28 protein-coding genes are annotated in these 24,433 nt (G+C 54.5%); 13 read left to right on the top strand and 15 right to left on the bottom strand.

From position 1 onward, the window contains the following. Nucleotides 1–6: 6 nt before the first annotated feature. Nucleotides 7–537 (top strand): hypothetical protein, encoded by a 531-nt coding sequence (locus A11S_RS06960; RefSeq protein WP_015467797.1) that lies wholly within the window; start codon nt 7–9, stop codon nt 535–537. Here the strand turns inward: A11S_RS06960 and trmD are convergent. From trmD to ffh, 4 genes are all read right to left on the bottom strand, one after another. After that, nucleotides 534–1,253, bottom strand: a complete 720-nt coding sequence (gene trmD, locus A11S_RS06955) for a tRNA (guanosine(37)-N1)-methyltransferase TrmD (protein WP_015467796.1) — start codon at nt 1,251–1,253, stop codon at nt 534–536. The genes A11S_RS06960 and trmD overlap by 4 nt on opposite strands. Further along, entirely contained in the window at nt 1,250–1,783 is a 534-nt protein-coding gene (rimM, locus tag A11S_RS06950) for a ribosome maturation factor RimM (RefSeq protein WP_235067525.1), read from the bottom strand. Before rimM ends, trmD begins: the two co-directional genes overlap by 4 nt. Nucleotides 1,784–1,879: 96 nt before the next feature. Then, on the bottom strand, nt 1,880–2,320 hold the full coding sequence (rpsP, locus tag A11S_RS06945; RefSeq protein WP_015467794.1) for a 30S ribosomal protein S16: 441 nt from the start codon (nt 2,318–2,320) through the stop codon (nt 1,880–1,882). A gap of 47 nt (nt 2,321–2,367) precedes the next feature. After that, on the bottom strand, nt 2,368–3,846 hold the full coding sequence (ffh, locus tag A11S_RS06940; protein WP_015467793.1) for a signal recognition particle protein: 1,479 nt from the start codon (nt 3,844–3,846) through the stop codon (nt 2,368–2,370). Nucleotides 3,847–4,273: 427 nt separating this feature from the next. On the opposite strand from ffh, the gene A11S_RS06935 reads away from it, so the two are divergent. Then, entirely contained in the window at nt 4,274–5,062 is a 789-nt protein-coding gene (locus tag A11S_RS06935) for a DUF3800 domain-containing protein (protein ID WP_015467792.1), read from the top strand. Here the strand turns inward: A11S_RS06935 and A11S_RS06930 are convergent. Together A11S_RS06930 and A11S_RS06925 are read right to left on the bottom strand one after the other, a co-directional pair. Further along, entirely contained in the window at nt 5,054–5,263 is a 210-nt protein-coding gene (locus A11S_RS06930; RefSeq protein WP_041802553.1) for a hypothetical protein, read from the bottom strand. The genes A11S_RS06935 and A11S_RS06930 overlap by 9 nt on opposite strands. 152 nt (nt 5,264–5,415) lie before the next feature. Further along, entirely contained in the window at nt 5,416–5,916 is a 501-nt protein-coding gene (locus tag A11S_RS06925) for a hypothetical protein (protein ID WP_041802551.1), read from the bottom strand. A gap of 111 nt (nt 5,917–6,027) precedes the next feature. Between A11S_RS06925 and dapF the strand changes: the two genes are divergently transcribed. Further along, on the top strand, nt 6,028–6,852 hold the full coding sequence (dapF, locus tag A11S_RS06920; RefSeq protein WP_015467789.1) for a diaminopimelate epimerase: 825 nt from the start codon (nt 6,028–6,030) through the stop codon (nt 6,850–6,852). On the opposite strand, the gene A11S_RS06915 is transcribed toward dapF, so the two are convergent. From A11S_RS06915 to A11S_RS06905, 3 genes are all read right to left on the bottom strand, one after another. Then, entirely contained in the window at nt 6,849–7,442 is a 594-nt protein-coding gene (locus A11S_RS06915) for a hypothetical protein (RefSeq protein ID WP_015467788.1), read from the bottom strand. The genes dapF and A11S_RS06915 overlap by 4 nt on opposite strands. Before the next feature lie 5 nt (nt 7,443–7,447). Then, the gene (locus A11S_RS06910; RefSeq protein WP_015467787.1) at nt 7,448–8,035 is read right to left on the bottom strand and encodes a hypothetical protein; all 588 of its coding nucleotides are present in this window, start codon (nt 8,033–8,035) and stop codon (nt 7,448–7,450) included. Nucleotides 8,036–8,229: 194 nt separating this feature from the next. Then, entirely contained in the window at nt 8,230–8,493 is a 264-nt protein-coding gene (locus A11S_RS06905; protein ID WP_015467786.1) for a hypothetical protein, read from the bottom strand. Nucleotides 8,494–8,623: 130 nt separating this feature from the next. On the opposite strand from A11S_RS06905, the gene mtaB reads away from it, so the two are divergent. The 7 genes from mtaB (at nt 8,624) to A11S_RS06870 (ending at nt 15,034) form a co-directional block, all read left to right on the top strand. Beyond that, nucleotides 8,624–9,880, top strand: coding sequence for a tRNA (N(6)-L-threonylcarbamoyladenosine(37)-C(2))-methylthiotransferase MtaB (gene mtaB, locus A11S_RS06900; protein ID WP_015467785.1), 1,257 nt, complete (start codon nt 8,624–8,626; stop codon nt 9,878–9,880). Between the two features lie 20 nt (nt 9,881–9,900). Then, the gene (locus A11S_RS06895; RefSeq protein ID WP_015467784.1) at nt 9,901–10,548 is read left to right on the top strand and encodes a histidine phosphatase family protein; all 648 of its coding nucleotides are present in this window, start codon (nt 9,901–9,903) and stop codon (nt 10,546–10,548) included. 169 nt (nt 10,549–10,717) lie between these two features. After that, complete coding sequence (locus A11S_RS06890) at nt 10,718–11,104, top strand: hypothetical protein (RefSeq protein WP_015467783.1); 387 nt, start codon at nt 10,718–10,720, stop codon at nt 11,102–11,104. A 35-nt stretch (nt 11,105–11,139) separates the two neighbouring features. Then, entirely contained in the window at nt 11,140–11,409 is a 270-nt protein-coding gene (locus A11S_RS06885; protein WP_015467782.1) for a hypothetical protein, read from the top strand. A 140-nt stretch (nt 11,410–11,549) separates the two neighbouring features. Continuing rightward, on the top strand, nt 11,550–12,284 hold the full coding sequence (locus tag A11S_RS06880; protein WP_235067432.1) for a hypothetical protein: 735 nt from the start codon (nt 11,550–11,552) through the stop codon (nt 12,282–12,284). 103 nt (nt 12,285–12,387) lie between these two features. Continuing rightward, nucleotides 12,388–13,455, top strand: coding sequence for a signal recognition particle-docking protein FtsY (ftsY, locus tag A11S_RS06875; protein ID WP_081604790.1), 1,068 nt, complete (start codon nt 12,388–12,390; stop codon nt 13,453–13,455). Between the two features lie 70 nt (nt 13,456–13,525). Continuing rightward, entirely contained in the window at nt 13,526–15,034 is a 1,509-nt protein-coding gene (locus tag A11S_RS06870; protein WP_015467779.1) for an AMP nucleosidase, read from the top strand. 4 nt (nt 15,035–15,038) lie between these two features. Here A11S_RS06870 and A11S_RS06865 read toward each other — a convergent pair whose 3' ends face one another. The 3 genes from A11S_RS06865 to A11S_RS06855 all read right to left on the bottom strand — a co-directional run bounded on the left by A11S_RS06865 (nt 15,039) and on the right by A11S_RS06855 (nt 17,714). Further along, complete coding sequence (locus A11S_RS06865) at nt 15,039–16,190, bottom strand: aminotransferase class V-fold PLP-dependent enzyme (protein ID WP_051054918.1); 1,152 nt, start codon at nt 16,188–16,190, stop codon at nt 15,039–15,041. A gap of 4 nt (nt 16,191–16,194) precedes the next feature. Then, nucleotides 16,195–17,298: a tryptophan 2,3-dioxygenase family protein gene (locus tag A11S_RS06860; RefSeq protein ID WP_015467777.1), complete on the bottom strand. Its 1,104-nt coding sequence runs from the start codon at nt 17,296–17,298 to the stop codon at nt 16,195–16,197. 125 nt (nt 17,299–17,423) lie between these two features. Beyond that, complete coding sequence (locus A11S_RS06855) at nt 17,424–17,714, bottom strand: hypothetical protein (RefSeq protein ID WP_015467776.1); 291 nt, start codon at nt 17,712–17,714, stop codon at nt 17,424–17,426. 322 nt (nt 17,715–18,036) lie between these two features. On the opposite strand from A11S_RS06855, the gene A11S_RS06850 reads away from it, so the two are divergent. Next, nucleotides 18,037–19,170: a DUF2336 domain-containing protein gene (locus A11S_RS06850; protein ID WP_015467775.1), complete on the top strand. Its 1,134-nt coding sequence runs from the start codon at nt 18,037–18,039 to the stop codon at nt 19,168–19,170. Nucleotides 19,171–19,230: 60 nt separating this feature from the next. Here the strand turns inward: A11S_RS06850 and A11S_RS06845 are convergent, their stop codons facing one another. From A11S_RS06845 to A11S_RS06835, 3 genes are read right to left on the bottom strand one after another with little or no spacing between them, the layout of a single operon-like run. Then, a complete protein-coding gene (locus A11S_RS06845; protein ID WP_015467774.1) occupies nt 19,231–20,433 on the bottom strand; it encodes a phosphoglycerate kinase in 1,203 nt (400 codons plus the stop codon). A 20-nt stretch (nt 20,434–20,453) separates the two neighbouring features. Further along, nucleotides 20,454–21,485 (bottom strand): prolyl aminopeptidase, encoded by a 1,032-nt coding sequence (gene pip, locus A11S_RS06840; protein ID WP_235067430.1) that lies wholly within the window; start codon nt 21,483–21,485, stop codon nt 20,454–20,456. Next, nucleotides 21,415–22,452 (bottom strand): thermonuclease family protein, encoded by a 1,038-nt coding sequence (locus tag A11S_RS06835; RefSeq protein WP_015467772.1) that lies wholly within the window; start codon nt 22,450–22,452, stop codon nt 21,415–21,417. The genes pip and A11S_RS06835 overlap by 71 nt, the downstream gene beginning before the upstream one ends. A 19-nt stretch (nt 22,453–22,471) precedes the next feature. Here A11S_RS06835 and A11S_RS06830 point away from each other — a divergent pair, with 19 nt between their 5' ends. Beyond that, nucleotides 22,472–23,959 (top strand): M48 family metalloprotease, encoded by a 1,488-nt coding sequence (locus tag A11S_RS06830; RefSeq protein ID WP_015467771.1) that lies wholly within the window; start codon nt 22,472–22,474, stop codon nt 23,957–23,959. Between the two features lies 1 nt (nt 23,960). Further along, entirely contained in the window at nt 23,961–24,398 is a 438-nt protein-coding gene (locus A11S_RS06825; RefSeq protein WP_015467770.1) for a GNAT family N-acetyltransferase, read from the top strand. Nucleotides 24,399–24,433: the final 35 nt, after the last annotated feature.

Here is a 24,433-nt window from a genome sequence, read left to right as displayed (position 1 = left end):
CGAATTATGGGAAATAATATGAAAAAGGGCCTGATCGCTCTGGGGCTGACTTTTGCGATGGCTGGCGCCGTCTTTGCCGCACAACCCGCCGCAGCGGGCGATGACCCTTGCCAGAAGGCCGATGGCCGGGCCGATCTGCTCCAATGTTTCAACGCCCTGCAATCCGGGCAGTCCACACTGAAGACCGTGATGGACGGGGTGACGGGTGCCGTAAACCCGAAAAACCTGCAAGCGCTCGAATATAAACGCCGGCTGGATGCTGATTGTAAGAAGCAGGCGCTGTTCAAGGCATTTTTGGTTTTCGAAGCCTCTGGTTGGGCCAGGGACAATACCGCGGATCAAACGTCCGCCGGGGTTGCGGTGGAATCCATGACGCGTGAACGCTTGCACGGCTATGCATCGTTCGGGGCGGAATGCCATGCCAAGACGGCGATGTGGATGAAAGCGTATGATCCGTTAAAGGATGCGGCGGCATCACACCGTGCGGCGGCATCGGATATGCGGGCGTTGGCGCAACGGCTGAAACCGAAGCCTTAATCGTTGTTTTTCAGGAGATCGGGGCGGCGTTCGCGGGTCAGGGCAAGGGCTTGATCGCGGCGCCATTGGGCCACCTTGCCATGGTTCCCGCTGGTCAGGATGTCGGGCACATCCAACGCGCGGCCATCGGCTGTCGTCCATGTTGCGGGACGGGTGTAATGCGGGTATTCCAACAATCCGCCCGTGGATTCGGCGAAGCTTTCTTCGCCCGCTGTTTCAACATTGCCCATCACGCCGGGCAACAGGCGGATGCACGCATCCATCAAAATCATCGCCGCCGGTTCACCGCCGGATAAAACGTAATCGCCAATGCTGACTTCTTCAAAATCATAGGCGTCGAGGAAGCGTTGATCCACGCCCTCATACCGTCCGCACAGGATGGTCAGGGACGGCGCGGTGATGAAGTCTTCGGCCATGCGTTGGTTTAAAACGCGGCCGCGCGGACTCATGTAAATGCGTTTTCCGGGATTGGGAATGGACAGGAACGCGCGTTCCAGAATATCCGCACGCATGACCATGCCGGCCCCGCCGCCAAAGGGCGTGTCGTCAACGGTTTTGTGATTGTCGGTGGCAAAATCGCGAATATTGATCGCGTTCCAGGACCAGATTTTTTTATCCAGCGCCCGCCCGCTTAAGGATTGCCCCAACGGCCCCGGGAACATGTCCGGGAACAGGGTCATTAAATTGATGTGCCATGGCGCGGGAGCTGTGTTCATTTGTCGCCGCGCAGTCCTTCGACCATTTCAACGACGATGCGGCGGGCATCCATATCCACGTCATGGATAAAATCATCGGCGAAGGGCACGTAAAATGTCGGGCCACCCTCGACCGGTTTGATTTCCAGCAAGTCGCTGGCACCAAAATTCTGGACATCCGCAACGGTGCCAATGGCATTGCCGTTTTCGTCCACCACATTCATGTCGATCAAATCTGTGTGATAAAATTCATCGTCCGATTCAATGGCGGGCAGGGCGGATCGATCGATCCAGAGCATCGTCCCACGCAATGTTTCCGCAACGTTGCGGTCATCGACCACACCGTTTTTGGTTTTGACACGGGCGACCCATGCGCCTTTATTCGGGGATTGCAGCGTGATGGTAACGGTTTCGGTCCCGGTTTCGGATGTGTAAAGCGGACCGTATTTTTGCAGGCTCTCGTGGTCATCACCAAAGCAACGGACGCGGACCTGGCCGCGAATGCCGTGGGCTGTCGTGATTTCACCGATGCAGATACGTTTGTCTGTCATGTTTGATATATCGCGTCCCTTCATCCCCTCACTCCAACCCTCTCCCGGTGGGAGAGGGGTATTGGAGTGAGGGAAGAAGGAGAAAGTCGCGAAAGATTACTCAGCAGCCGGAGCTTCTTCAGCGGCGGCTTCTTCTTTCGGAGCAGCAGCGGCAGCTTCAGCTTCTGCTTTTGCAGCGGCTTCAGCTTCAGCTTTTTCAGCAGCTTTGGCTTCTTTTTCACGAACGCGCTCTTGAGCTTTTGCTTTCGGAGCGGATTTCTTCGGGGATTCGTTCCATTTCGGCATGTCGATCAGGCCGGCTTTGCCCAGGAACAGTGCAACGCGGTCGCTCGGCTGTGCGCCTTCACCCAACCAATGCTTGATCCGGTCCGTGTTCAGAACCAGACGCTGTGCGTGGTCGGTCGGCAGCAACGGGTTGTAGGTGCCCAGTTTCTCAATGAATTTGCCATCGCGTGCGGCGCGGCTGTCGGCCACAACGATTTTGTAGGACGGCAGGTGACGGCGACCACCACGGGCCATACGAATTTTCAGTGCCATAGTTCTTTCTCCTTTTGGCGTTACTTCAGTTTGTAGTCGGTTAAAATTTATTTCTTCCCTTTCAGGAAGGGATTGGAACCCAGTATGTCGGCCGGGTTACCAAAGCCGGGCATGGAACCGCCGAACTTGTTCAGCATAGACGGGTCCAAATTCTTCATATTCTCGGTCATCAGGGCGGCGTCTTTTTCGCCCATCATGCCCTTCATCATGCCCATCATTTTGCCCATGCCCATTTTCTTCATGCGCTTCATGACGGTTTGCATTTGTTGCAGCTGTTTATACAGCTTGTTGATGTCCTGCACCGTGGTGCCGGACCCGGTTGCGATGCGGCGCTTGCGCGACCCGTTCAGCAATTCCGGGCGGGATCGTTCCGCCGGGGTCATGGACAGGATGATGGCTTCCTGTTTCTTCAACGCGCCATCATCAATATTGGCGTTTTCCAGCTGGCTGGCCATTTGGCCCAGACCGGGCAGCATTTTGACGAGGCTGGAAACACCGCCCATCTTCTGCATCTGGCGCATTTGCGACAGCAGGTCGTTGAAATCGAAATCGCCCTTCTGGAATTTCTGCGCCATTTTCATGGCGTCTTCCTGATCGATCGTTTCGACGGCTTTTTCTACCAGCGAAACAACATCGCCCATGCCCAGAATGCGGCCCGCGATCCGGTCCGGGTGGAATTGTTCCAGCGCGTCCCATTTTTCGCCAACGCCAATCAACTTGATCGGCTTGCCGGTCACGGCCTTCATCGACAAAGCGGCACCGCCGCGCGCGTCACCATCCACACGGGTCAGCACGATGCCCGTAATGGCAACCTGTGCATCGAATGCGGATGCGGTGTTGACCGCGTCTTGCCCGGTCATCGCATCGACGACCAGCAATGTTTCCACCGGGCCAATCGTGTCACGTACGGCTTTGGCTTCGGCCATCATGGCTTCGTCAATGCTCAGGCGGCCGGCGGTGTCCAGAATGACAACGTCGTAACCTTCCTTGCGCGCGGTATCCATGGCGCGCAGGGCGATGTCGACGGGCTTTTGTCCTTCAACAACGGGCAGGGTGGCCACACCCGTCTGGCGACCCAATTGGGCCAATTGTTCCTGCGCCGCCGGACGGTACACGTCCAGCGATGCCATCAGCACTTTCTTGCGCTGTTTATCGGTCAGGAATTTACCGATCTTGGCAGAGGTCGTGGTTTTACCCGAACCCTGCAAACCCACCATCAGATAGGCACAAGGCGGCGTGGCGAAATTCAGATCGGTCGTATCGCTGCCCAGCATATCGACCAGCGCATCGTGAACGATCTTCACAACTTGCTGGGCCGGGGTGACGGAGCGGATGACTTCTTGACCGACGGCGCGTTCGCGCACGGTTTCAACGAATTGTTTGACGACGGGCAGGGCGACGTCAGCCTCCAGCAACGCCACGCGAATTTCGCGCAACGCGTCGGATACGTCGGTTTCGTTCAAGCTGCCCTTACCGCGCAGCTTGCCGAACACTTTCCCGAGCCTGTCACCAAGCGATTCAAACATCAGTAGCCTTTAATCCCAAAACAATTTGGCCGCAGTGAGCGTAATTTCGCCGACTGCGGTGTACCCGTAGGCACTGCAAAACTTACAGTGACCGGAAGAATTTGACCGGAAACTAAGGGGTTGGGGGTGGGATGTCAAGGATTTTGACCCCTATTTCTTCCTCGTCACCCCGGCGAAGGCCGGGGTCCATGCAATGCACCCTATGGATACCGGCCTTCGCCGGTATGACGGGTGGTGAGGTGTGGGGCTTGACAATTGCGCCCAAGTATAGGAATATTATCCTATTATTGTGCTTCCCGTACCCAAGGATGCTGAATTATGGTAGCCTCTGATCCCTGTAACCACATTTGGGAAAAATCCGCAGCTTCCGATAGGATCATGTCACTGGTCAGTGGCTTTCCTAAAAAAAGGAAAGAGAAAAGCCATTATGGTTTTGCAGGCGTTCTTTGATGAAAGCTCTGATAGTCACAATACGCCGCCCACGACCTTTGTGGTGGCTGGCTTTGTATCCACGGCTGAAAAATGGGCTGCGTTTTCCGAGAAATGGCAGCAGGCTTTGGATGAAGATGGCCTAGAGCTTTATAAAGCCGGAAAGCTGAAGACCAAAAAAAGCATTAAAAAAAGCGAGCGATATTTTCGTATTCTAGAGCAATACGTTGATGCTGGGGTCTACTGCATAGTGGATATGCGCGAATTGGTAAAAACCGTAGATGATTTCGACCTCCCCAATATATTTTTTGATCCCGTTAGAATTAAAAGGAATATGCGGAATCCCTATCATTTCGCCTTTAAAAATATCGTCAGGACGCTTGTTGAAAATCAAGAAACCCTGAATTTATTCACTCCAATAGATATGATCTTTGATGAAAAAACGGAATCAATGGCGGTTCTTAGCGGCTACGATTTTTTAAAATATACGGCTCCAGGAGAATTTTTAAAGAAAATGGGAGGTGTCCCAAGTTTCAGAAAAGATCACGAAGTTTTACCTCTACAAGCCGCCGATCTTTATGCGGGATGGGTGCGTAAATATCATCTTGAAGGAGTAGACTTAAGAAAAAATAACCCATTCCCGTGGGTTATCAAAAAACCCATACATACTTTGTATATGTATTTAAATGCTCCATATTTTTTAAATGAACTAAATGCTCTTATGTCTGACGAAAACATAGGAAATTTGGTGAGGTATATGGAAGAAAACCCGCCAGCGTCATTCTAGCTTCCTTTTGACGATCTTTTTCAATGTTTGCTCAAATGTCTCGCCGGATTTCTCCGCTTCCATCGATTTTGCATATATGTCTGAGGCCGAGGCGATAAAAGTGGCGATTGATTCTGTCGAAGGCGAGGTGCGTGCCGATGTCGTAGCAGCCATAATTTCATTGATCTGGAAGAATAGCTTTGGCTTGTCGGATGATGACATGGTGAAGCGCCTGCCAAGTATTCAGCGTGTGGCTGAAGGTGTATATAGGTGCGTAACAGCAAATCGATCAGCACCTTCCTCTCCCCCATCAATATAGATGTGTGGGACGGTAAAGTGACCGTGGGGCCTGATCTGGTGCGGGCATGATTAGATCAGCAAACTGAGGGTACAATTTCAAAGTAAATAAATTTTCGGATGGCCCAAAAAACATCAAACGCCAGATTGGCGCTGTGTTTATAACCCAACGCGATCAGTGCAAAATTAAGTGTTATAAAGCCTGATATAAAAATTACGATGTTGCTGGTGATGTTATGCGTAAAGTCATTTTTACTGGTCCAGTGCATCTGTTTGTTCAAAATGCGCCATACCAATTCCCACCAGCCTGTATAAATGACAGAAATTCCTGCAATAAGGAGGAGCGCGTAAAGATCGTAAATCCAGCAATTGTAATCGTGGCTGCTGAAATTTTGTGTTGTTTGCGTTCTGGCGTAATTAGCGGGAATTGTCAGGATAGGTAAAAGGGCGATTGAAAATAGCAAGCGCCCTGATTTCAACCATGCTGGCGATTCTTTGCCCGCCGAAAAAATAATGATCGGCACGCTGAAAAGATATGCCCAATGCCAAATTTTTAAATAAATAGACCAAAGTTCCATGCTGGATCATATCCAGATGTGGAGGGTATATCAATAAGGCGGCGCCTTCCTTTCCCCCGTCTGTTTGTGCTATGACCTTTGAAGTCTTTTGAATAATCACGGGGTCCCTTCATGGCTTTAAAATTCCGCAAAATGCACGGTCTGGGTAATGATTTTGTCGTTCTGGATGTTCGGGACGGGAAAATGACTGTTGGCCCGGATTTGGCGCGGACGCTGGCGGATCGCCGCCGGGGGATCGGGTGCGATCAGGTGATGGTGATGGAGTCGCCCAAAACGCCGGGCACCGATATTTTCATGCGCATCTATAACCCCGATGGGTCCGAGGCCGGGGCGTGCGGCAATGGTACGCGGTGTGTGGCCAAGGTGCTGATGGATGAAAGCGGCAAGGGGGCTTGCGTCATCGAAACCGTGTCCGGCATTTTGCCCGCGCATATGGCCGATGGCGGTCTGGTCACCGTGGATATGGGCGCGCCGCGCACGGCATGGAATGAAATTCCGTTATCGGAGGAACGTGACACGCTGCATCTGGGGATTGGTGATGGCGATACGCTGTCCGATCCGGTGGCGATTAACATGGGCAACCCGCACTGTGTGTTCTTTGTGAACAATGTCGAGGAATTGAGCATCGAACATCTGGGCCCGTCGGTCGAGCGCCACGCCATGTTCCCGCAGCGAACCAACGTTGAATTTGCGCAAGTGATTTCCCCCACCAAGATCCGCATGCGTGTATGGGAACGCGGCACGGGTGTGACGCAGGCCTGTGGGTCCGGGGCGTGCGCAACGGCGGCCGCTGCCTTGCGCCGTGGTCTGATCGGGCGCGATGTTGAGGTCGTGCTGGATGGTGGGTCGCTGTTCTTCCATATCCGCGAAGATGACGGTCATATCCTGATGACCGGAGCCGCGACGGATGTGTTTGCGGGCGAAATGGCGGCCTAAAACAACCGTAAAATCGGGGCCGGTATCGACAAGCGCGGCGTGTAATCAATTCCTTGCGCGGGAATCGTATAATACCCGGCGAATTTTCTGTAGCGGTCGGTTAAGGCGTGCTTGGACGGAATGGTGATGTGCGGGTTTTTCTGTACCGCCTTGCACCCCATTTTATCCGACCATGTGCCGTCCGCATCGCGCAGGAAGAAATGAAAATCATCATCTGTGGCCACGGTCATGGCAATGGCGTGAACGTTGCCGGACAGGGCTTCTTCTTCTGAAATCATAATCAATCCGTCGGATGCGATGCGGTCGCGGATATCTTCTTCATTAAAGATGGTGAATCCTTCGCCAACGTCGCTATAGCTGGGCTCGGAATAAATCAGGTCGCCGGGCTGTGCGTTGCCCATATCGGGTACGCCAAGCGCGTAGCAATAACAATTCGTATTCTGTTGCAGTTTTGGATAGGCCACCCACGCGGCGCCGTTAAAGGCGCGATGGGGTGTGGGGAAACACACATTCGTTAAATCCGAATCCAGATGGTGGATCGGGCGGATCATATCGTTCAGTTCGCGGTCGTTATATCCATCATATGGCATGTGTGTTACCCGAAAAGCTGTAATAAAGGTTCAGGGATACGCAAACGTGGGCGGTATTGAATGCCGTGTGGCGGCACGGCGTAATATCCGCCAAATTTCAAATGTTTCTGGTTCAGTGCGTCGCGCGATGGAATGGTGATGGTGGGGTTGCGGGCGGCCATGTCGCGTCCGCCTTTGTCCGACCAAGTCCCATCAATGTCGCGGCGGTAAAAATGACAATCGCGGTTCGGCGTAATGACGACGGCAATGGCGTGAAATTTTCCGGACAGGGCCTGTTGTTCGCTGATCGCGATCAACCCGTCTTTTACCAGACGGTTGCGAATGGTGCGAACGGATACGTGCATATTCGCGGGTGCGTTGCGTTTGTGTCCGGCCAGTTGCCCGGGGATGGCCCATCCGGCCTCTGGGCAGTTCAGGGCATAGGCGTAACAGTTGGTTTGATCTTGTAAGAAACCGTGCGTGTTCCACGCGGCGCCGTTAAAGGCCAGGTTCAGGCGGCGGGGGGCCGTGCGGATCGGGGCCGCCTCGGTGATAAAAACCGGACGGACCAGAAGATGATCCAGCGAAGGATGAAATTCCCGAAACGCGCCCAAGATGGCTCCTCACTCATTTTTCATGGGGAGCCTAGCAGGGGGTTGGTAATATGTCAAATAAAAGGGGGCGCTTATCCGGTTTTTTTTGAAAAAAAGCCCGGGCCAGCCAACGGGGATCGGATCGGGTGGGGTGGCTGGCCCGGAAACGGGGGGTTCGGGTATTCGGGTACGCAGAAACCTAGGAAAGGAGAGGGTTACGCATGACCGGCATCCGGGTGGATCATATGGGGGCTGATCACACGGACCTGCCGAAATTCGGCCCGGTCGTCATAGGTGGCAAAACTTTGTAATTCTGCCAGCATTTCAATGAGCTCCAGGGTCGGATGATCCTTGACCTCATCCATGGACTCAGGCAGGTCCACAGTCGTTTCAATCACCAGCACAGGCACCGTGCGGCCAAAATGATCGACCACAAAAGCCAGATGCGCGTCCTTGATATACGGGTTGTCAAAAATCATCGCGATCTCCCTTGGGATTTGCCCATGATTCCATTATCTCCCCCAAATGTGGGGAAGATATGGAATTTTATTGAAATTCGGGGGTCATCTATGGTCAAAAGGGGGCAACTTCATAAAATGCAAAGTAATCATGCACGGTAAAAAAGACCCGGAAATCGTCACTTTTGGCTGTCGCCTCAATACTTACGAGAGCGAGGTGATGCGCACCCATGCCAAAAATGCCGGGATTGAAGACGCAATTATCTTTAATACCTGTGCCGTGACCAAAGAGGCCGAACGTCAGGCCCGCCAAGCCATTCGCCGCGCCCGGCGCGATAACCCGAATGCCCGCATTATTGTCACCGGCTGTGCCGCGCAGATTGATCCGGCCAGTTTCGGCGGCATGCCCGAGGTGGATCAAGTCATCGGCAACGACCTGAAACTGCAAGCCGAAACATGGGGCGCGCCGCCGGCGGAGAAGGTTGTGGTGAACGACATCATGGCCGTGCGCGAAACCGCCAGCCATCTGGTCGATGGGTTCGAGGGACAGACGCGCGCGTTCCTGCAGGTGCAAAATGGCTGTGACCACCGCTGCACGTTTTGCATTATCCCTTATGGACGCGGCAATTCCCGCTCCGTGCCCATTGGCGAAATCGTTGAGCAGACCCGCCATTTGGTCAAAGCAGGGTTTCGCGAAATCGTTTTGACCGGGGTGGATGTGACGTCCTATGGTCCCGACCTTCCGGGGTCGCCCACGTTGGGGCAGATGATCCGCCGCGTTCTGGCCCTGGTGCCGGATTTGCCGCGCTTGCGTTTGTCGTCACTGGACCCGGTGGAAATTGACGATGATTTGTGGCGTTTGATTGCCGAAGAACCGCGTTTGATGCCGCATCTGCATGTTAGTTTGCAGGCGGGGGATGACATGGTTTTGAAACGCATGAAACGTCGCCATTTGCGTGCCGATGCCATTGATATGTGCAACCGCGCGCGGACCTTGCGCCCTGATATGGTGTTCGGCGCGGATATTATCGCCGGTTTCCCGACCGAAACGGATGAGATGTTTGCGAATACGCTGCGCATTGTTGATGAATGCGATCTGACGTTCCTGCACGTCTTCCCGTATTCGGAACGCCCCGGCACCCCGGCGGCCAAGATGCCGCAGGTGGACAAGCAGGTGCGTAAAGACCGTGCCGCGCAATTGCGCGAAGCGGGTGAGCGCCAGATGCAGAAATTTTTACAACATCAGGTGGGCACGGTGCGCACTGTCCTGATGGAAAAAGATAATATGGGCCGCACCGAACAATTCGCCGAGGTTAAGCTGGCGGATGGTTCATTTGATGCAGGGACACTGGTCACCGTAAAAATCGAACGTGTCGATGGGCAATATCTCATCGGTCGCGTTGCGTAAAAAATAGAGGAAGTGAATCAATGAAACTGGATCGTGCGTTTTCCGCACCATTTTACATGGCCCGCCACGGCGAAAGCAAAGCCAACCGTTTTAACCGCGTCGCCGGATGTGAATGGGATGTGCCGCTGACCGATAAGGGGTGCGAGCAGGCGTATGCGCTGGCGCAGACCATTCTGACGATGGATAACAAGCCGACCGTTATTTTTTCAAGCCCGCTGCAGCGCGCGTTTAAAACCGCCAGCATTGTTGCTGCGGAAATCGGTGCCGATGTTCACATGATCTATGATCTGCGCGAGCAGGGGTTGGGGTCGTGGAACAAGCAGAAATATTACGTCCTGCGCGAACAGTTTGAACGCGGGGACGAACCGCAGGATGGCGAAACGCAACAGGCCTATATGCGCCGCGTTCTGATGGCGTTGGGACAAATGCAGGATGAGGCCAGTGCCCTGGACGTTCAATCCCCGCCGCTGGTGGTGGCCCATGGTGGATTGTTCTATGCCCTGGCGCAGATCACAAAGACATTCCATGGCATGAAGGAAATCGGCAATTGCAGCCTGTATCGGTTTGGCCCGTGCCAGATCGGGGACAAGCGCCTGTTCCAGGTGCAGCAAGTCCTTGTAGAACAAGGGGATGCCATCCTGCGTCGTGCGCCGTTCAGCCCACGATAGGCTTAAGCATAGATTTTAAGTTTGCATAACGGGGTCGCGCTGGTGTATCAAGCGCGACCTTTGTTTATATGGAGTGATATACGATGAAAAAATTGGTTGGTGCGTTTGCGCTGGTAGGCTTTGTTGGCGCAACGAATATGGCGATGGAAAAAAAACGAGCCATGATTTTATGAATGCATGCTTTAACCGCATTTATCACAGCGATGAAGTTGACTTGCAATTGTCGTATCTGATGGACGATCTGGCTGAACAGGGCGCGACGCCGGAAACTGTTCCGGGGCTAGAAAGTCGCGCGCGCAATAAGGTGATTTCCGTTATGTGCACGGAAGAATTTAATGCCAAGCCAAAAGCGCCAGTTGACAAGTACAACGGAAATTTCCTGTCCTGCACCTTTGGTGAAAGCGGTTCAGACAAGGTTCTGAAAATGACGCAAAATCGTTTGAATGACATGGTCCGCCAGGGCGTCATTCGCGATAGTCAGAAAAACGATATGAAAGACGATGTTCATACCAATGTTGTGCGCGAAGTGTGCATGGGTATGGGATACAAGCCGTAAGACCAAAACATGTTGCGTTAATGATGGAGTATAAAATGAAAAAACTGATGTGTGCGTTTGTAATGGCTGGAAATGTTGTTGGTGTGTCGGCTCTGGCCGACGACCTGGAATTTGGCAGCCATGTTGGATGTGTTGTTGCGAACTGGTCATCTTATGATGCGATCCGGATTTCGGATCAGCGTTTGCGCCAGATGGTTCAGAATGGCGAAATCCGCGCCAGCGAAGTAGAGGACAAAGAGGGCGAAGTACGCGAGCAGGTCGTTGGTGAGTTGTGCGTGAAAATGGGATATACGCCGGAGCCGTAATGGCATGGTGGTTTTTCTTTGATCTGGGTGCTTTAACGGTTCGTTCATCCCTGTCGGGCAATACTTTCGATTGTATTGATTGATGGGGGCACGTTTTGATCTTTCGGGGGTTGTCGATTTTGGCGTGTGTGTGCGCGGCCATGATGGTCGCGCCGCCCGCATCGGCGCAGGAGGTGTTTTCCGACCGCAAGGGATGCCACGCCAACAAACCCGGGCAGACCGCCATTAAAATCAATCTCACACTGGAAGAAGAACCAATTTACGATTTGTCCCGTTCGATTGCGTGGCTGAATCGTGATGGCGGAAAATCAACGGCGGAATGGTTGGCCCGCAACGGTTTAACTTCGGTTTACAAGCCGTCGCAATTTGTAACCAAGGGGCAGGCGCATGGTGGCTTGGCCATGACCAGCCGCGCGTCAATGTTCAGCAAATCATACGGCCCCTATGGCGGGTACCAATGCCCGTATTTCAGGCAAATTGAAGTCAATATTTTCTATCGCACGCTGATTTATATTCCGTCTGACTACCAGATCGGAACATGTGCGTTTAATGAAATTCAAATGCACGAATTAAAACATCACACAACCAATGTTGATGTGGTCAAGGCCGCCGTTGAAAAAATGCGCAGGGATTTACCCGCCATCATCCGCGAGATGGAGGGGAATGCCTATCTGCCCCATGATAAAATCCGCCCGCATTTTGAAACGATGAAGACGGGGATAGATGATTTTATTCAGGTGTATTTCACCGAACTGGCCAGCGAGGAAATGGACCGCCGCAACCATCTGGTCGATACCCCGGCGGAATATGAGCGCTCCGGCAAGGCGCTGCGGGATTGCCGGGTGCGGGATAAAGTGGCGCAGTTGGAAAAATAGCGCCAAACGCCCGGCTATTATTACGAAAAATAAAAGCGTCCTATTCTTGCTGTCCGGCCATGGATGCGGTAAACCGTTGGCATCAAAAACAACGGAAAAAACCATGATTTTCTGGCGGAAGAAGAAAGACGAAACGCACGTAACCGATGAAGCGCAGCCGCAGGCTGATGCTCCGGTTCCTGTTGCGCCTGTAGAACCTCAACCCGCACACGTCGTTGAGCCGGTTGGTGCCGAAGATCAATCTTCCGGTGGCTGGGTGAGCCGTCTGGTCGGCGGGCTGGGCAAATCCACCAGCAAGATTACGCAAGGGCTGACCGATCTGGTGACCAAGCGCAAGCTGGATCAGGATATGATCGACCAGCTGGAGGAGGTGTTGATCACCGCCGATCTGGGGCCCAAAACCGCATCACGCATTGTGACCGAATTTGCCGAGGGGCGTTTTGGCAAGGATATGGACGGCGATGAAATTCGCGCGGCGCTGGCCGATGTGATCGCCCGTATTTTGGAACCCGTGAATAAACCGATTGATTTTTCCCGTCGCGATACGGGGCCGTTTACCGTTCTGGTCTGCGGTGTGAACGGTGTTGGTAAAACCACAACCATCGGAAAGCTGGCTTATAACCTGCATAAACGTGAAGGCAAGCGCGTGATGCTGGCCGCGGGCGATACGTTCCGCGCGGCGGCGACGGAACAGCTGAAAATCTGGGCGGAGCGTGCAGGCGGCGGTATTGTTGCCCGCGATATTGGTGCGGATTCTGCCGCTGTGGCGTATGAGGCGTATGCGACGGCGAAGGCGGAAGGGGCCGATGTTTTGTTCATCGACACCGCAGGCCGTTTGCACAACAAGAAAAACTTGATGGATGAGTTGCAGAAGATTATTCGCGTCTTGCGCAAGCACGATGAAAATCTGCCGCATGCGGTCATTCTGGTTCTGGATGCCACGACGGGTCAGAACGCGCATGCGCAGGTGGAAACGTTCCGCGATATGGTTGATGTGAATGCACTGGTGGTGACGAAACTGGATGGGTCCGCCAAAGGTGGCGTGGTTGTCGGTCTGGCCGACCGCTTCGGCTTGCCGATCATTGCCGTGGGTGTGGGCGAGCAGGCGGAGGATTTGCAACCCTTCCACCCGGATGCCTATGCGCGGTCATTGGTGGGGGTTGGGGTATAAAGAACGGCGGAAACCGTGGTGTTTCTGGCTAGTCCCTTGAAAAAACAATAAAAATGAGTAAGAATTAAGCATGTCAAAAGGTCCTCGTTCTTTTAAGCCCCGCAAATTCAATGATGCACAAAGCGCGTTTGCCGCGATTTGTGAGATTTATGACGCCAACGTCACATGGTTGCGGGAAAGTTTCTTCGCTTTTGCGGATGGCCATATGCCGAAGCATCGCATTTCGGCGTGCTACCCGTATATTCGGGTGACGACCGAAACGGCGACGCGGGCGGATACGCGCCTGTCTTACGGTTTTGTGCCGCGCCCCGGGCATTATTCAACCACCATCACGCGCCCGGATATTTTCGATCATTACCTGATGGAACAATTGCGCCTGTTGTTCCTGAACCATCATGAACCGATTGAAATCGGTGTCAGTGATACGCCCATTCCAATTCACTTCGCCCTGGGTGAAGATTTCCACCTGGAACGCGATTTGTCGGCGGAGCAGATCAATGCGATGTCCAATCTGTTCGACCAGCCCAATCTGGATTTGATGGATGACGAGGTTGCCAACGGCACCCACGAAACAAAACCGGGGCATGACGCGCCGCTGTCGCTGTTTAACGCGCCGCGCATCGATCTCAGCATTATGCGCCTGCGCCACTACACGGGCACGAATGCACGGCACTTTCAAAACTATGTGATCTACACCAACTATCAATTCTACATTGATCAGTTCGTACGCATTTGCCGTGACATCATGGCACCGACGGATAATCCGGAATTGCGCGCCGAACGGTTGGAATATTCATCGTTCGTTGAACCGGGCAACCGCATCACCACCAATAAAAACATGGCCGATCCGGGTGAAAGCGATGATCCGGGCCTGCCGTTGACGCGCATGCCGCAAATGCCGGCCTATCACCTGAAACGCAAAGACGGTTCGGGGATCACCATGATCAATATTGGTGTTGGTCCGTCCAACGCTAAAACCATCACCGACCATGTGGCCGTGTTGCGTCCGCATGCGTGGCTGATGCTGGGGCATTGTGCGGGTCTGCGAAATTCGCAATCGCTGGGCGATTATGTTCTGGCGCACGGTTATCTGCGCGAAGACAATGTTCTGTATCGCGATTTGCACCCGTCCATTCCAATTCCGGCCCTGTCGGAAATTCAGATTTCGCTGGAACGCGCCGTGGAACATGTCACGGGGTTGCAGGGTTATGATCTGAAGAAAATCATGCGCACGGGCACCGTGGCCACGGTCGATGACCGGAACTGGGAATTGCGTCCGACCTTGCGCCAGAATTTGCGCCTGAGCCAGAGCCGCGCGATTGCGCTGGATATGGAATCCGGCACCATTGCCGCCAACGGTTTCCGTTTCCGTGTGCCGTATGGCACCTTGCTGTGCGTATCGGATCGTCCGTTGCATGGGCAATTAAAATTGCCGGGCATGGCCGACAAGTTCTACCGCGACCGCGTGGACCAACATTTGCAGATTGGCCTTCTGGCCATGGCGATGCTGCGGGAATACGGGCCAGAGCGGTTACACAGCCGGAAATTACGCTCGTTCAACGAAGTGGCGTTCCAGTAGGATATTAACGGATAACGGTGTTCAGAACGGTGACCAGCCGTTCAACATCATCCGCCACATGATACAGCCCAAATCCAAAGCGCAAACGCGTGCCGCGATGGTCGGTGACGACGCCCAAATCTTGCAGTTTTTGTGCAAAATCCGCGGCGCGGTCGGTTTCAAAGGTCAGGAAGTGTCCGCGCGTTGGTGTATCCACCGGCGAAATCAGTGTGCCGGGACGTTTCTTCAACGATTCCAGAAACTGGTCCTGCAATGCCATGACATGGGCGTGAATATCGGCGACGCCAACATTCAGATCATTCAGCATCTCCATCACCGCATTCAAACGGTATAGGCCCGACGGATCAAACGTCGCGCCCCAGAACCGGAATCCGTCGGTGGAATAGGGGACATCATCGCCCTGACGCGCTTCCAACGATCCCATATCCGCAAACCATCCGGTATTGCGCGGGCGCATGGCATAGCCCGGCGGGCAATGCAGGAAACAGCATCCTTCGCCCGCCATCGCATATTTATACCCGCCCGCCAGATAGAACGCGCGGTCCGCGATCATCGACAGGTCGGTGGGCAGGGCCATAAAGCCGTGATAGCCGTCAATCACCACCAGCGTGTCTTTGTCCGGCACGGCATCGACAATCTTTTTTAAGTCGGGCACGGCGTAGGCAGAATTGAAAAACACATGGCTGAAAAACACCATGGCGGCGGGTGTTGATTTCACGGCCTCAATCATGCGGTCGGTGAAAGAATGGAACGGCTCGGATGGAACGCGGGTGACGGTAATCAACCCATCTTCTTCCAGCCGTTTTAATTGCCGGGTCAGGCTGTGAAATTCGCTGTCCGTTGTGATGATATGCGGGTGTGATGGCAGGGCCGAGATCAACCGATTGATAAATTCATGCGTGTTGGGCGCAAAGCCAATCGTGCGCGGATCGGGCAGGTTCAGGATGCGGGCCACATGCCCCTGCGCCGTTGGAATGACCGTGTTGAAAATCACGTCCCATTTATTATCGGCCATGGATGCCGATAAACCCCAATAGCGCGTTTGCGCGGTGCGGGTGCAATCGGGCCAGAGATGGTGGCTGTGTGCCGCGAAATGCAGCTTGTTGGCGTTCATGGCCAAGGCGGTGCCGAATAATTTGCGAAAATCGGACATCATGATGTTATCCCGTGGTGCCATAGCGATATCCCATCTGGTTGCTGATCGTTTGCGGCAACGGCGGACGCGCGTGGCTGGGGATCAGGTAGGTGGAGAGGGCGAAAAGATCCGTGAAAATGCGGTGCTTTTCCAATGTCTGCATCAAATACCCATATCCGGCCGACCCGCCGGTGCCGACATTCATGCCGACCATGCGCTGAACCATCAACGCATGGCGGTACCGCCATTGCGACATGGCGGCGTCAATATCCATGATATGGCCCAACAGGCTGGCCGGGCCCTGCAATGCGGGTTCGGTTTTATAAACGGTTATGAACAACGCCGCCTGTAACGCGCGCCATGACAAGCGCCACGAAGAAGATTGGGAGGATGATGTATCCGCATCCTTGTTAAAGATGCTGTCGAATTTTGTCCGGTTGCGGGCAATGGCGGCCAGTTCGCGGTCGAGCAATTCGCCATCAATGCTCTGACGGGCCATGGCTTCACGGCCATCCAGCATGGTGTGAACGGCGGCACGGTATGAATCCCAGAATTTATAATCATCCCGGTCGACAAACGGCGTGCGGGCCAGCCATTTGTCAATCTGGTCGAACAGGGTGGTTTCATGTTCCGCCGTATGAATGGCGGTTTGGGATGCGGGGCAGTAGCCCGTATCATATTGGCATTGATTGAACAGCAGCCGGTCCTCACGGCGCAGGCCGAGGCGCGTTTCAATCAGGCGGAATTGCAAACTCTGGAACCCGGACGCGGTTTTCAAATGATCACGGAAATCGGTGAAATCCTGCGGCGTCATGGTTTCGAGGATATCCAGTTGACGCACCAGCAAGCGCAGAATTTCAACAACGCGGTGCAAATGTTTGACGATCGGCTGCATGTCGCAATCATCCACCACCGGACGGCCCAGCCGTTCCTGAACATCGTCCAGTTCAAACAGGATTTGTTTGAACCAGAGTTCATAGGTCTGGTGGAAAATGATGAACAACATTTCATCATGCGCGAATGCGCCCGTGGCTTTATCCGCGCTCCACGGTTTTTGAATGTCGAGCAGTGTATCGAGGGCGAGGTAGTCCCCGTACTGGTCCCAGTGTTTTGTCTTGTCCTGTGTCATACGGGGCAGTGTGCCGCGCCCGTTTGGGTGTGTCTAGGGCTGTGGCGTTGCACAAAAAGGGGAAAACAAAACGGCGTCCAGAAGAGGACGCCGCGTAAAAGCCCAAGTTAAGACTTGAAAGACACTTAGACAGAGATGTCCAGGACACTCCCGCGTTCCTGGCTTCGGGGTGGGGTGCTTTCGCTCCGTGTGTCTGCGGCTTGGCGCACCTCGTTATCCCGATTCTGGCTCGACCCGTTATTCCGGGCCTCGGACTGTTGCGTTTCTGCGGCTTCGGTCCCCGAACGACGGGTTTCGGTGGCTTCGCGCTGACGGTCCTGATCCCGGTCATTGATCCGGGCCTGTTCATCGCTGCGGGCGGTGAACGGGTTGTTGATCTGTTGGCTGGCATAATTGCCGAGCGGGTTAATGGCCATAAGGCGTCCCCAAATCCTAAATATTGAAAATACAAATCTCTCTTATCTTAAGCCGAATTGCTTAAGAAAGCATGTCCTTTTTGGCCCACATCCTTTAGGGCAGGGCGGATTCGCAATTTAACCTAATCTAAACCTTTTGGGCGCAGATTGGGGGCTGTGGGGTGTGTTGCCCGAATCCGGCCCGATAGAGGTTGGAACAGGCAGCCAAGTCAAAAATGTTAATCAAAACAAATACTTGGTTTTTTGGCGGTGAAACAGGCTTTTTCCATGGCGGAAAAGGCCGTTTAGGCAGGTGTTTGTGATGATCGGGTTGAGGGAACTCATGGATTCGCGTTTGTTCGAAAAATCGCCAAAAGTGGCGCCGCTTCTGGTGCGCCTGTATGACAGCCACAAGCTTTATGAACTGGCCACGGATGATACGCCGCTGGCGCGGGCCGAGCTGACCAGCGCGGTCGCTGACCTGTTGGAGGCCGAATTGGCCCCGCGGGAAAAAGAACTGATTTCCGATGTTTTGATCAGCCTGATGCGTCAGGCGGAAAAGGACCTGCGCGAAGCATTGTCCGAACGCCTGTCCGTGATCGACAGCGTTCCGTTGCGTGTTGCGTTGCATTTGGCGAATGATGATATTTCTGTCGCGGCCCCGGTGCTGAAAAAAAGCAACGTCTTAAGCGATATGGATTTGCTGTACATCATCAAGGCGAAAACATCCGCTTACTGGCAGGCCATTGCGGGCCGTCGGGGGATGAGCGAGCAATTGATCAACGTTCTGGCCGATACGCGTGATGTGCCGACGGCGGGTGTTCTGGTGCGCAATGATGCGATCCATCTGCCCGTTCATGCGATGAGCGTGATCGGCGAAATGGTGCCGGATCATGAAGAATTGGCCAAGCCACTTCTGATGCGTCAGGAATTGCCCGAAGATATTGCGCGCCGTTTGTACAGCGTTGTTGGGGCCGAACTGAAACATTACATCCGCGATTATTTCGGGGCCTTTGCCGGCCCGGCGGCGGATGCGGTGGATGATGTGATGCTGGAATTTGGCGAAGCGATTGCGTCCGCCACGCGTCCGGTGGATATGCCGGCCTTTATGCCCGGTGCCAGCATGATTGCGGCGGCCAAGGCGTATAAAGAAAAGGGCCGTTTAAGCGTCAATACGATGATGGACACGCTGCAACGTGGCCAATATGCGTCGTTTATTGCCATGTTTGCCGAATATGCAGGCATGGATGTGCGGACTATCCATGGCATGGTGTCCGAGGCGGGCGGCCATCGTCTGGCCGTTGCATGCAAGGCCTTGGGTGTGCAGAAAACCGACATGACACGTTTTTACATGCTGACCCAGCGTGTACGCAGTGCGGACCGCATTATTGATCAAAGCGAATTGCTCTCGGCCATTCGTGCCTATGATAAAGTGACGGTGACATCGGCACAGGGCATGATGGGCATGAGCCGCTAACAATTTTCTCTTGAAACGGAAATGAAAAACCCCGGATGAATGTCCGGGGTTTTTTGTTCTTTATGCCGCTTTCTTGTTCGCGCTCAAGGCCGCAACACCGGGCAACGTCTTGCCCTCCATCCACTCCAGGAAGGCACCGCCAGCGGTCGAGATATAGGTGAAATTATCCGTCACGCCCGCATGTTCCAGTGCGGCAACGGTATCGCCGCCACCGGCCACGGAAATGAATGTTCCCAGATCCGTGTGGTCGGCAACGAATTTGGCCAGCGCTACCGTGCCGGCGTCAAACGGTTCAACCTCGAACGCGCCCAGCGGACCGTTCCAGACGATGGTTTTTACATCCAGCAGGCGTTTTTTCAGCATGTCCACACTGGCCGGGCCCACATCCAGAATCATGGTGCCATCGGGGATGGATTCCATGTCGCATGTGCCGTGTTCGGCATTGGCGGCAAAGGCCGTGGCCCAGACGCCATCAACGGGCAGGATCAGGTCGCAACGGCGATCCACCGCTTTCTCGATAATTTCGCGGGCCTGTTCCGCCATGTCGTGTTCGCACAGTGATTTTTTCATGTCGACGCCCATAGCGTGCAGGAATGTGTTCGCCATGCCGCCGCCGAGGATCAACAGATCGGCTTTCTCCACCAGATTGCCCAGCAATTCCAGCTTCGTTGAAATCTTTGCGCCACCGACAATCGCGGCGACGGGGCGTTCCGGGCTTTCCAGCGCGGCGTTCAGGGCGTTCAGTTCCGCTTCCATCAACAACCCGGCCGCAGTGGGCAAATGGTGCGCCAACCCTTCGGTTGAGGAGTGGGCGCGGTGGGCCGCGGAAAACGCATCATTCACATAGATATCGCCCAGCTTGGCCAGCGCGGCAGTGAAGGCCGGATCGTTCTTTTCCTCACCCGCATGGAACCGTACGTTTTCCAGCAACAGGATTTCCCCGGCCTGCAAATCAGCGATGATTTTTTCAACGCTCGCGCCAATGCAATCATCGGCAAAATCCACATCATGGCCCCATGATTTTTCCAGCGCGGGAACAAGGAAGCGCAGGGAAAGTTCCGGTGTGACCCCTTTGGGGCGGCCAAAGTGGGACAGCACGATGACTTTTGCGCCTGCGGCGGTCAGGGCATCAATGGTGGGTTTCAAACGATCAATGCGGGTGGTGTCGGTCACAACACCATCCTTGGCGGGCACGTTCAAATCGGCGCGCAATAATACGCGTTTGTTTTTAACATCAATGTTGCGAATGGTTTTAAATGTCATTTTGTTTTCCTCTATCACGGTTAACGCAGTGTTTTTGCATGTTCGACCGCCTCGATCAAACGGGATCGGATGGCGGGGTCCATGGCCGAGTGCCCGCCATCGGGCACCACGACATAATCGGCTTCGGGCCAGATCAGATGTAAATCATACGCCTTGCGGATCGGGCAAATTACATCATACCGCCCATGCACAATGGTGGTCGGAATGTTGCGCAGGATGGAAACCGATTTCATCAGGCTTTGATCCGGCGGAATGACATTGTGCTTGAAATAGTGGCATTCCAGTATGGCCAGCGCCAGCGCATGATTGCGCTGATCATCGCTGGTCAATGTTTCATGGTGTGGGAGCAGGGATGCGCAGGCTCCCTCATACAACGCCCACCGCAAGGCCGCTTCCATCTGCACGGTTTTGTCATCGCCGTTCAGGCGTCTGTGATAGGCGTTCAGCAAATCACCGCGCTCATGCTCTGGAATGATCGAAACAAACCGTTCCCACGCTTCCGGGAAAATCATGCGCATGCCGTACAGAAACCATTCCACCTCATCCGCTTCCATCAGGAAGATGCCGCGCAGGATTAGGCTGATACAGCGTTTCGGATGGGCGGCGGCATAGGCCATGGCCAGCGTGCTGCCCCACGACCCGCCGAAAATATGCCAGCGTTCAATGTTCAATCGCGCGCGCAGTTTTTCAATATCGTCGACCAGGTGGGACAGGGTGTTGTCCTGCGTACATCCCAGCGGCGTGGATCGGCCCGCGCCGCGTTGATCGAAAATTATAATGCGATAATGGGCCGGGTCGAAAAACCGGCGGTGTGTCGGCGTGGCGCCCGCGCCGGGACCACCATGCAGAAGAACGATGGGCACGCCATCGGGATTGCCGCTTTGTTCCCAATACAGATTGTGCGTGTCATCCACCGCCAGAAAACCGCTGGAGTACGGTGCAATCGGCGGATAGAGGTCGAACAGCGGCGGAGGCTGCCGCTCATTCGCGGATGGAGCCGGAACGCGCGGGGGCTTGCTGGTCGTTTTGCCTATCTTGGTCCATCCCGGCATGGGCGTTTTTGTCCGTATCCGTTTCGGGTTTTTTCGGTGCGTCTACTGTAAAGGCCCCGCCGGGGGCAGGCAATGGTTTTGAACCGTCCGGAAATTCAATTTGGGCGGGGGTTTCAAGGTCGATAAAGGGACCGTTATAGTCCCGGACCCACCCACGTATGCGCAAAGTCTTGCCCTGAAGCTGGAGCGGGTCGATCCCGGCGCGGGCCAGGGCGCGGCGCACATCCGGTTCCACCCCGACGGAAAAATCCTTTTTCCAATCATCGCCGAAATTCAGATAGACGCGGTTATTGACAATCGCGGCCTTCACCACGGGACCTTCCGCCACGATAAAACGCGGCGTGGTGTTGATGGGGTCGGTTGTCTTCAAAACGGCATAGGCTGAGCCGTCAGCCCAGATCCCGCGCTTTTCGTCACGGGCCAGTTGTTCGGCTTTATAAAGCGCGTCGGCTTGCTCCGGATTGCGCAGGGTCGGGGCCACGCGGGCCAAACCCTGTCGCACCAGATAGGATTGAATCCACACATTGCCCGGTTTCTGCACGACATGGGCCAACACGTGTCCCATGCGGTTCACGCGGCCCGTGTCCTTGTCCCGTGTCTGGTACAGGATGATATCTTTATCTTTTCCGAAAAGCTGGTCCAGCGCCTGCTTGGCCTGCAGTGGAAAATTACCGGGTTCTGCATTCCCCATCTCATTCATGCCGGGAATTTCAATGCCGGATAATTCCACAATCCGCCCATCGGTCAGCGTCAGGCGCAGGCCATCCACGGCCAGCGCGACCGTGCCCGCACCGGTTTCGACCAGCGGGCTGAACGATTGCGGGGGCAGGGCGGACGATGCCCCATTCTGGTTCATATTTTTGCCCATATTATCCGCCATTTTCGTGACGGTCTGGGCCCAGGCGGATGCCCCCGTAAACAGGGTGGCAATCGTGATCAAAAGGGCTAAAATAACGGCGTTTTTCATGATGAGGAGAGTGGCCCCAATGCGGATGCAATTCAAGCCCGTTTTTATGTCTGTCTGTGCTGTGGCCCTGATGATCGGGCTGGGGGCGATGATGTCCGGTTGTTCCACCAATCCGGCCACGGGCGAAAGCCAGTTCACGGCGCTGATGTCCCCGCAACAGGAAGCATCCGTCGGGGCGCAGGAACATGAAAAGGTCATGAAACAATATGGCGGCACGGTGTCCGATTCCGCATTGAGCGCTTACGTCAACCGCGTCGGCCAGAAAGTGGCTGCCAACACCGAACGCCCGGACGTTCAATATAAATTCTTTGTCCTTGATACGCCTGTGGTCAATGCGTTCGCATTGCCGGGCGGGTACGTGTATGTGACACGCGGCATTCTGGCACTGGCCAATTCCGAGGCGGAACTGGCTGCTGTTCTGGCGCACGAAGTTGGACACATTACGGGCCGCCACACGGCGGAACGTTATTCGCATGGCGTTGTCACATCGCTGGGGGCCGCCGTTCTGGCCGCTGCCCTAGACAGCCAGACCGCCGCCGATGCCGCGAATGTTGGCAGCCAGCTTTATCTGTCGTCCTATTCCCGCGGGCAGGAAAGCCAGGCCGATGATCTGGGTATTCGCTATCTGCACCGTGCCGGGTATGACACCGGGGCCATGGCACGCTTCCTGACCAGCCTGCAGATGGATTCCGCGCTGGATGCGCGCCTGCACGGCAAGGGCGGCAATGGCGAAAGCTTCAGCTATTTCTCCACCCACCCGCAAACGGCGGAGCGTGTGGCGAATGCACGAAACATCGCCATGCAATATGCGCCCAATGAAGGGCTGACCAACCGCGATGCCTATATGAATGCCATCAATAATGTCATCTATGGTGACAGTGCATCGCAGGGTTTTGTTCGCGGGACAACGTTCTGGCATCCGGATCTGGACATGACGTTCACGGCTCCGGATGGATACAGCATCATCAACAATCCGGATTCCGTGATTGTACGCAATCCGTCCGCGGGGTCCGTGGCTGTGTTTGATGTGGCGGCGAATGCGGCGGGGGTTGATCCGCTGACCTTCCTGACCACGTCATGGATGCGGGGGGAACAATTGGCCAATGTTGAAACGCTCAGCATCGGTGGTAAACCGGCCGCGACGGGGCAATTTTCTGGCCGCATTGGCAATCAGATCATGACGGTGCAATTGCTGGCCGTGCAATGGTCGCCCAATCGCGTCTATCGTTTCCAAATGGCATGGCCGCCCAAGGCGGATTCTGCAACGGTCGATGGGATGAAGCAGCTAAGCTACAGCCTGCGGTCCATGACCAAGGCCGAAAAATCATCCATCAAACCGCTGCGTATTAAAACCGTCACGGCCAAATCCGGCGACACAATCGCCAGCCTGTCGGCCAGAATGGCCAAAACCGACGCTTTCACCGTCGAACGCTTCCTGACCCTGAACGGGCTGGATGGCGAAGCGAAAGTTGTCGCGGGGCAGGCGTATAAGATTATCGTTGAATAGAATGGCCGATATATCCGTCAGGATTGTTGAACATGGCACGCCGCTTTACGACGCCGTTACGGATTTGCGGCGTGCTATTCTACGAACCCCGCTGGGGTTGGATTTTACGGTGGATGAGTTGGCCGCCGAAATTGACGACATTCATTTTGCCGCGCTGGAGGGGGATGATGTTGTTGGAACCTTGCTATTGCACCCGATCAACCCAACAACGGTCCAGTTAAAACGCATGGCTGTTGCCGAAAGGGCGCAGAAAAAAGGGATTGGCCGTGTTCTTGTTCTTGCCGCGGAAAATTATGCGCGTGGAAATAATGTTCGCACCATTACAATGCACGCGCGCGGAACGGCGCAGGGGTTTTATGAATCTCTGGGGTATGTAACCGATGGTGCGCCTTTTGATGAACAAAACATTCCCCATATCGTGATGTTCAAGACTATATAAAAGAAAATCCCGACATTGGGGGAATGCCGGGATTT

Origin of the sequence: Micavibrio aeruginosavorus EPB (assembly GCF_000348745.1) — a bacterium.
Lineage (GTDB): Bacteria > Pseudomonadota > Alphaproteobacteria > Micavibrionales > Micavibrionaceae > Micavibrio > Micavibrio aeruginosavorus_A.
The sequence above is the reverse complement of the archived record's forward strand: the minus strand, read 5'-3'. Positions and strand labels throughout refer to the sequence as shown.

Excerpts from the sequence above, each read along its gene's own strand:
- A11S_RS06960 (WP_015467797.1), top strand. The coding sequence starts at position 7 with ATGGGAAATAATATGAAAAAGGGCCTGATCGCTCTGGGGCTGACTTTT.
- trmD (WP_015467796.1), bottom strand. The coding sequence starts at position 1,253 with ATGAACACAGCTCCCGCGCCATGGCACATCAATTTAATGACCCTGTTC.
- rimM (WP_235067525.1), bottom strand. The coding sequence starts at position 1,783 with ATGACAGACAAACGTATCTGCATCGGTGAAATCACGACAGCCCACGGC.
- rpsP (WP_015467794.1), bottom strand. The coding sequence starts at position 2,320 with ATGGCACTGAAAATTCGTATGGCCCGTGGTGGTCGCCGTCACCTGCCG.
- ffh (WP_015467793.1), bottom strand. The coding sequence starts at position 3,846 with ATGTTTGAATCGCTTGGTGACAGGCTCGGGAAAGTGTTCGGCAAGCTG.
- A11S_RS06935 (WP_015467792.1), top strand. The coding sequence starts at position 4,274 with ATGGTTTTGCAGGCGTTCTTTGATGAAAGCTCTGATAGTCACAATACG.
- A11S_RS06930 (WP_041802553.1), bottom strand. The coding sequence starts at position 5,263 with ATGTCATCATCCGACAAGCCAAAGCTATTCTTCCAGATCAATGAAATT.
- A11S_RS06925 (WP_041802551.1), bottom strand. The coding sequence starts at position 5,916 with ATGGAACTTTGGTCTATTTATTTAAAAATTTGGCATTGGGCATATCTT.
- dapF (WP_015467789.1), top strand. The coding sequence starts at position 6,028 with ATGGCTTTAAAATTCCGCAAAATGCACGGTCTGGGTAATGATTTTGTC.
- A11S_RS06915 (WP_015467788.1), bottom strand. The coding sequence starts at position 7,442 with ATGCCATATGATGGATATAACGACCGCGAACTGAACGATATGATCCGC.
- A11S_RS06905 (WP_015467786.1), bottom strand. The coding sequence starts at position 8,493 with ATGATTTTTGACAACCCGTATATCAAGGACGCGCATCTGGCTTTTGTG.
- mtaB (WP_015467785.1), top strand. The coding sequence starts at position 8,624 with ATGCACGGTAAAAAAGACCCGGAAATCGTCACTTTTGGCTGTCGCCTC.
- A11S_RS06895 (WP_015467784.1), top strand. The coding sequence starts at position 9,901 with ATGAAACTGGATCGTGCGTTTTCCGCACCATTTTACATGGCCCGCCAC.
- A11S_RS06890 (WP_015467783.1), top strand. The coding sequence starts at position 10,718 with ATGAATGCATGCTTTAACCGCATTTATCACAGCGATGAAGTTGACTTG.
- A11S_RS06885 (WP_015467782.1), top strand. The coding sequence starts at position 11,140 with ATGAAAAAACTGATGTGTGCGTTTGTAATGGCTGGAAATGTTGTTGGT.
- A11S_RS06880 (WP_235067432.1), top strand. The coding sequence starts at position 11,550 with ATGATGGTCGCGCCGCCCGCATCGGCGCAGGAGGTGTTTTCCGACCGC.
- ftsY (WP_081604790.1), top strand. The coding sequence starts at position 12,388 with ATGATTTTCTGGCGGAAGAAGAAAGACGAAACGCACGTAACCGATGAA.
- A11S_RS06870 (WP_015467779.1), top strand. The coding sequence starts at position 13,526 with ATGTCAAAAGGTCCTCGTTCTTTTAAGCCCCGCAAATTCAATGATGCA.
- A11S_RS06865 (WP_051054918.1), bottom strand. The coding sequence starts at position 16,190 with ATGATGTCCGATTTTCGCAAATTATTCGGCACCGCCTTGGCCATGAAC.
- A11S_RS06860 (WP_015467777.1), bottom strand. The coding sequence starts at position 17,298 with ATGACACAGGACAAGACAAAACACTGGGACCAGTACGGGGACTACCTC.
- A11S_RS06855 (WP_015467776.1), bottom strand. The coding sequence starts at position 17,714 with ATGGCCATTAACCCGCTCGGCAATTATGCCAGCCAACAGATCAACAAC.
- A11S_RS06850 (WP_015467775.1), top strand. The coding sequence starts at position 18,037 with ATGGATTCGCGTTTGTTCGAAAAATCGCCAAAAGTGGCGCCGCTTCTG.
- A11S_RS06845 (WP_015467774.1), bottom strand. The coding sequence starts at position 20,433 with ATGACATTTAAAACCATTCGCAACATTGATGTTAAAAACAAACGCGTA.
- pip (WP_235067430.1), bottom strand. The coding sequence starts at position 21,485 with ATGCCGGGATGGACCAAGATAGGCAAAACGACCAGCAAGCCCCCGCGC.
- A11S_RS06835 (WP_015467772.1), bottom strand. The coding sequence starts at position 22,452 with ATGAAAAACGCCGTTATTTTAGCCCTTTTGATCACGATTGCCACCCTG.
- A11S_RS06830 (WP_015467771.1), top strand. The coding sequence starts at position 22,472 with ATGCGGATGCAATTCAAGCCCGTTTTTATGTCTGTCTGTGCTGTGGCC.
- A11S_RS06825 (WP_015467770.1), top strand. The coding sequence starts at position 23,961 with ATGGCCGATATATCCGTCAGGATTGTTGAACATGGCACGCCGCTTTAC.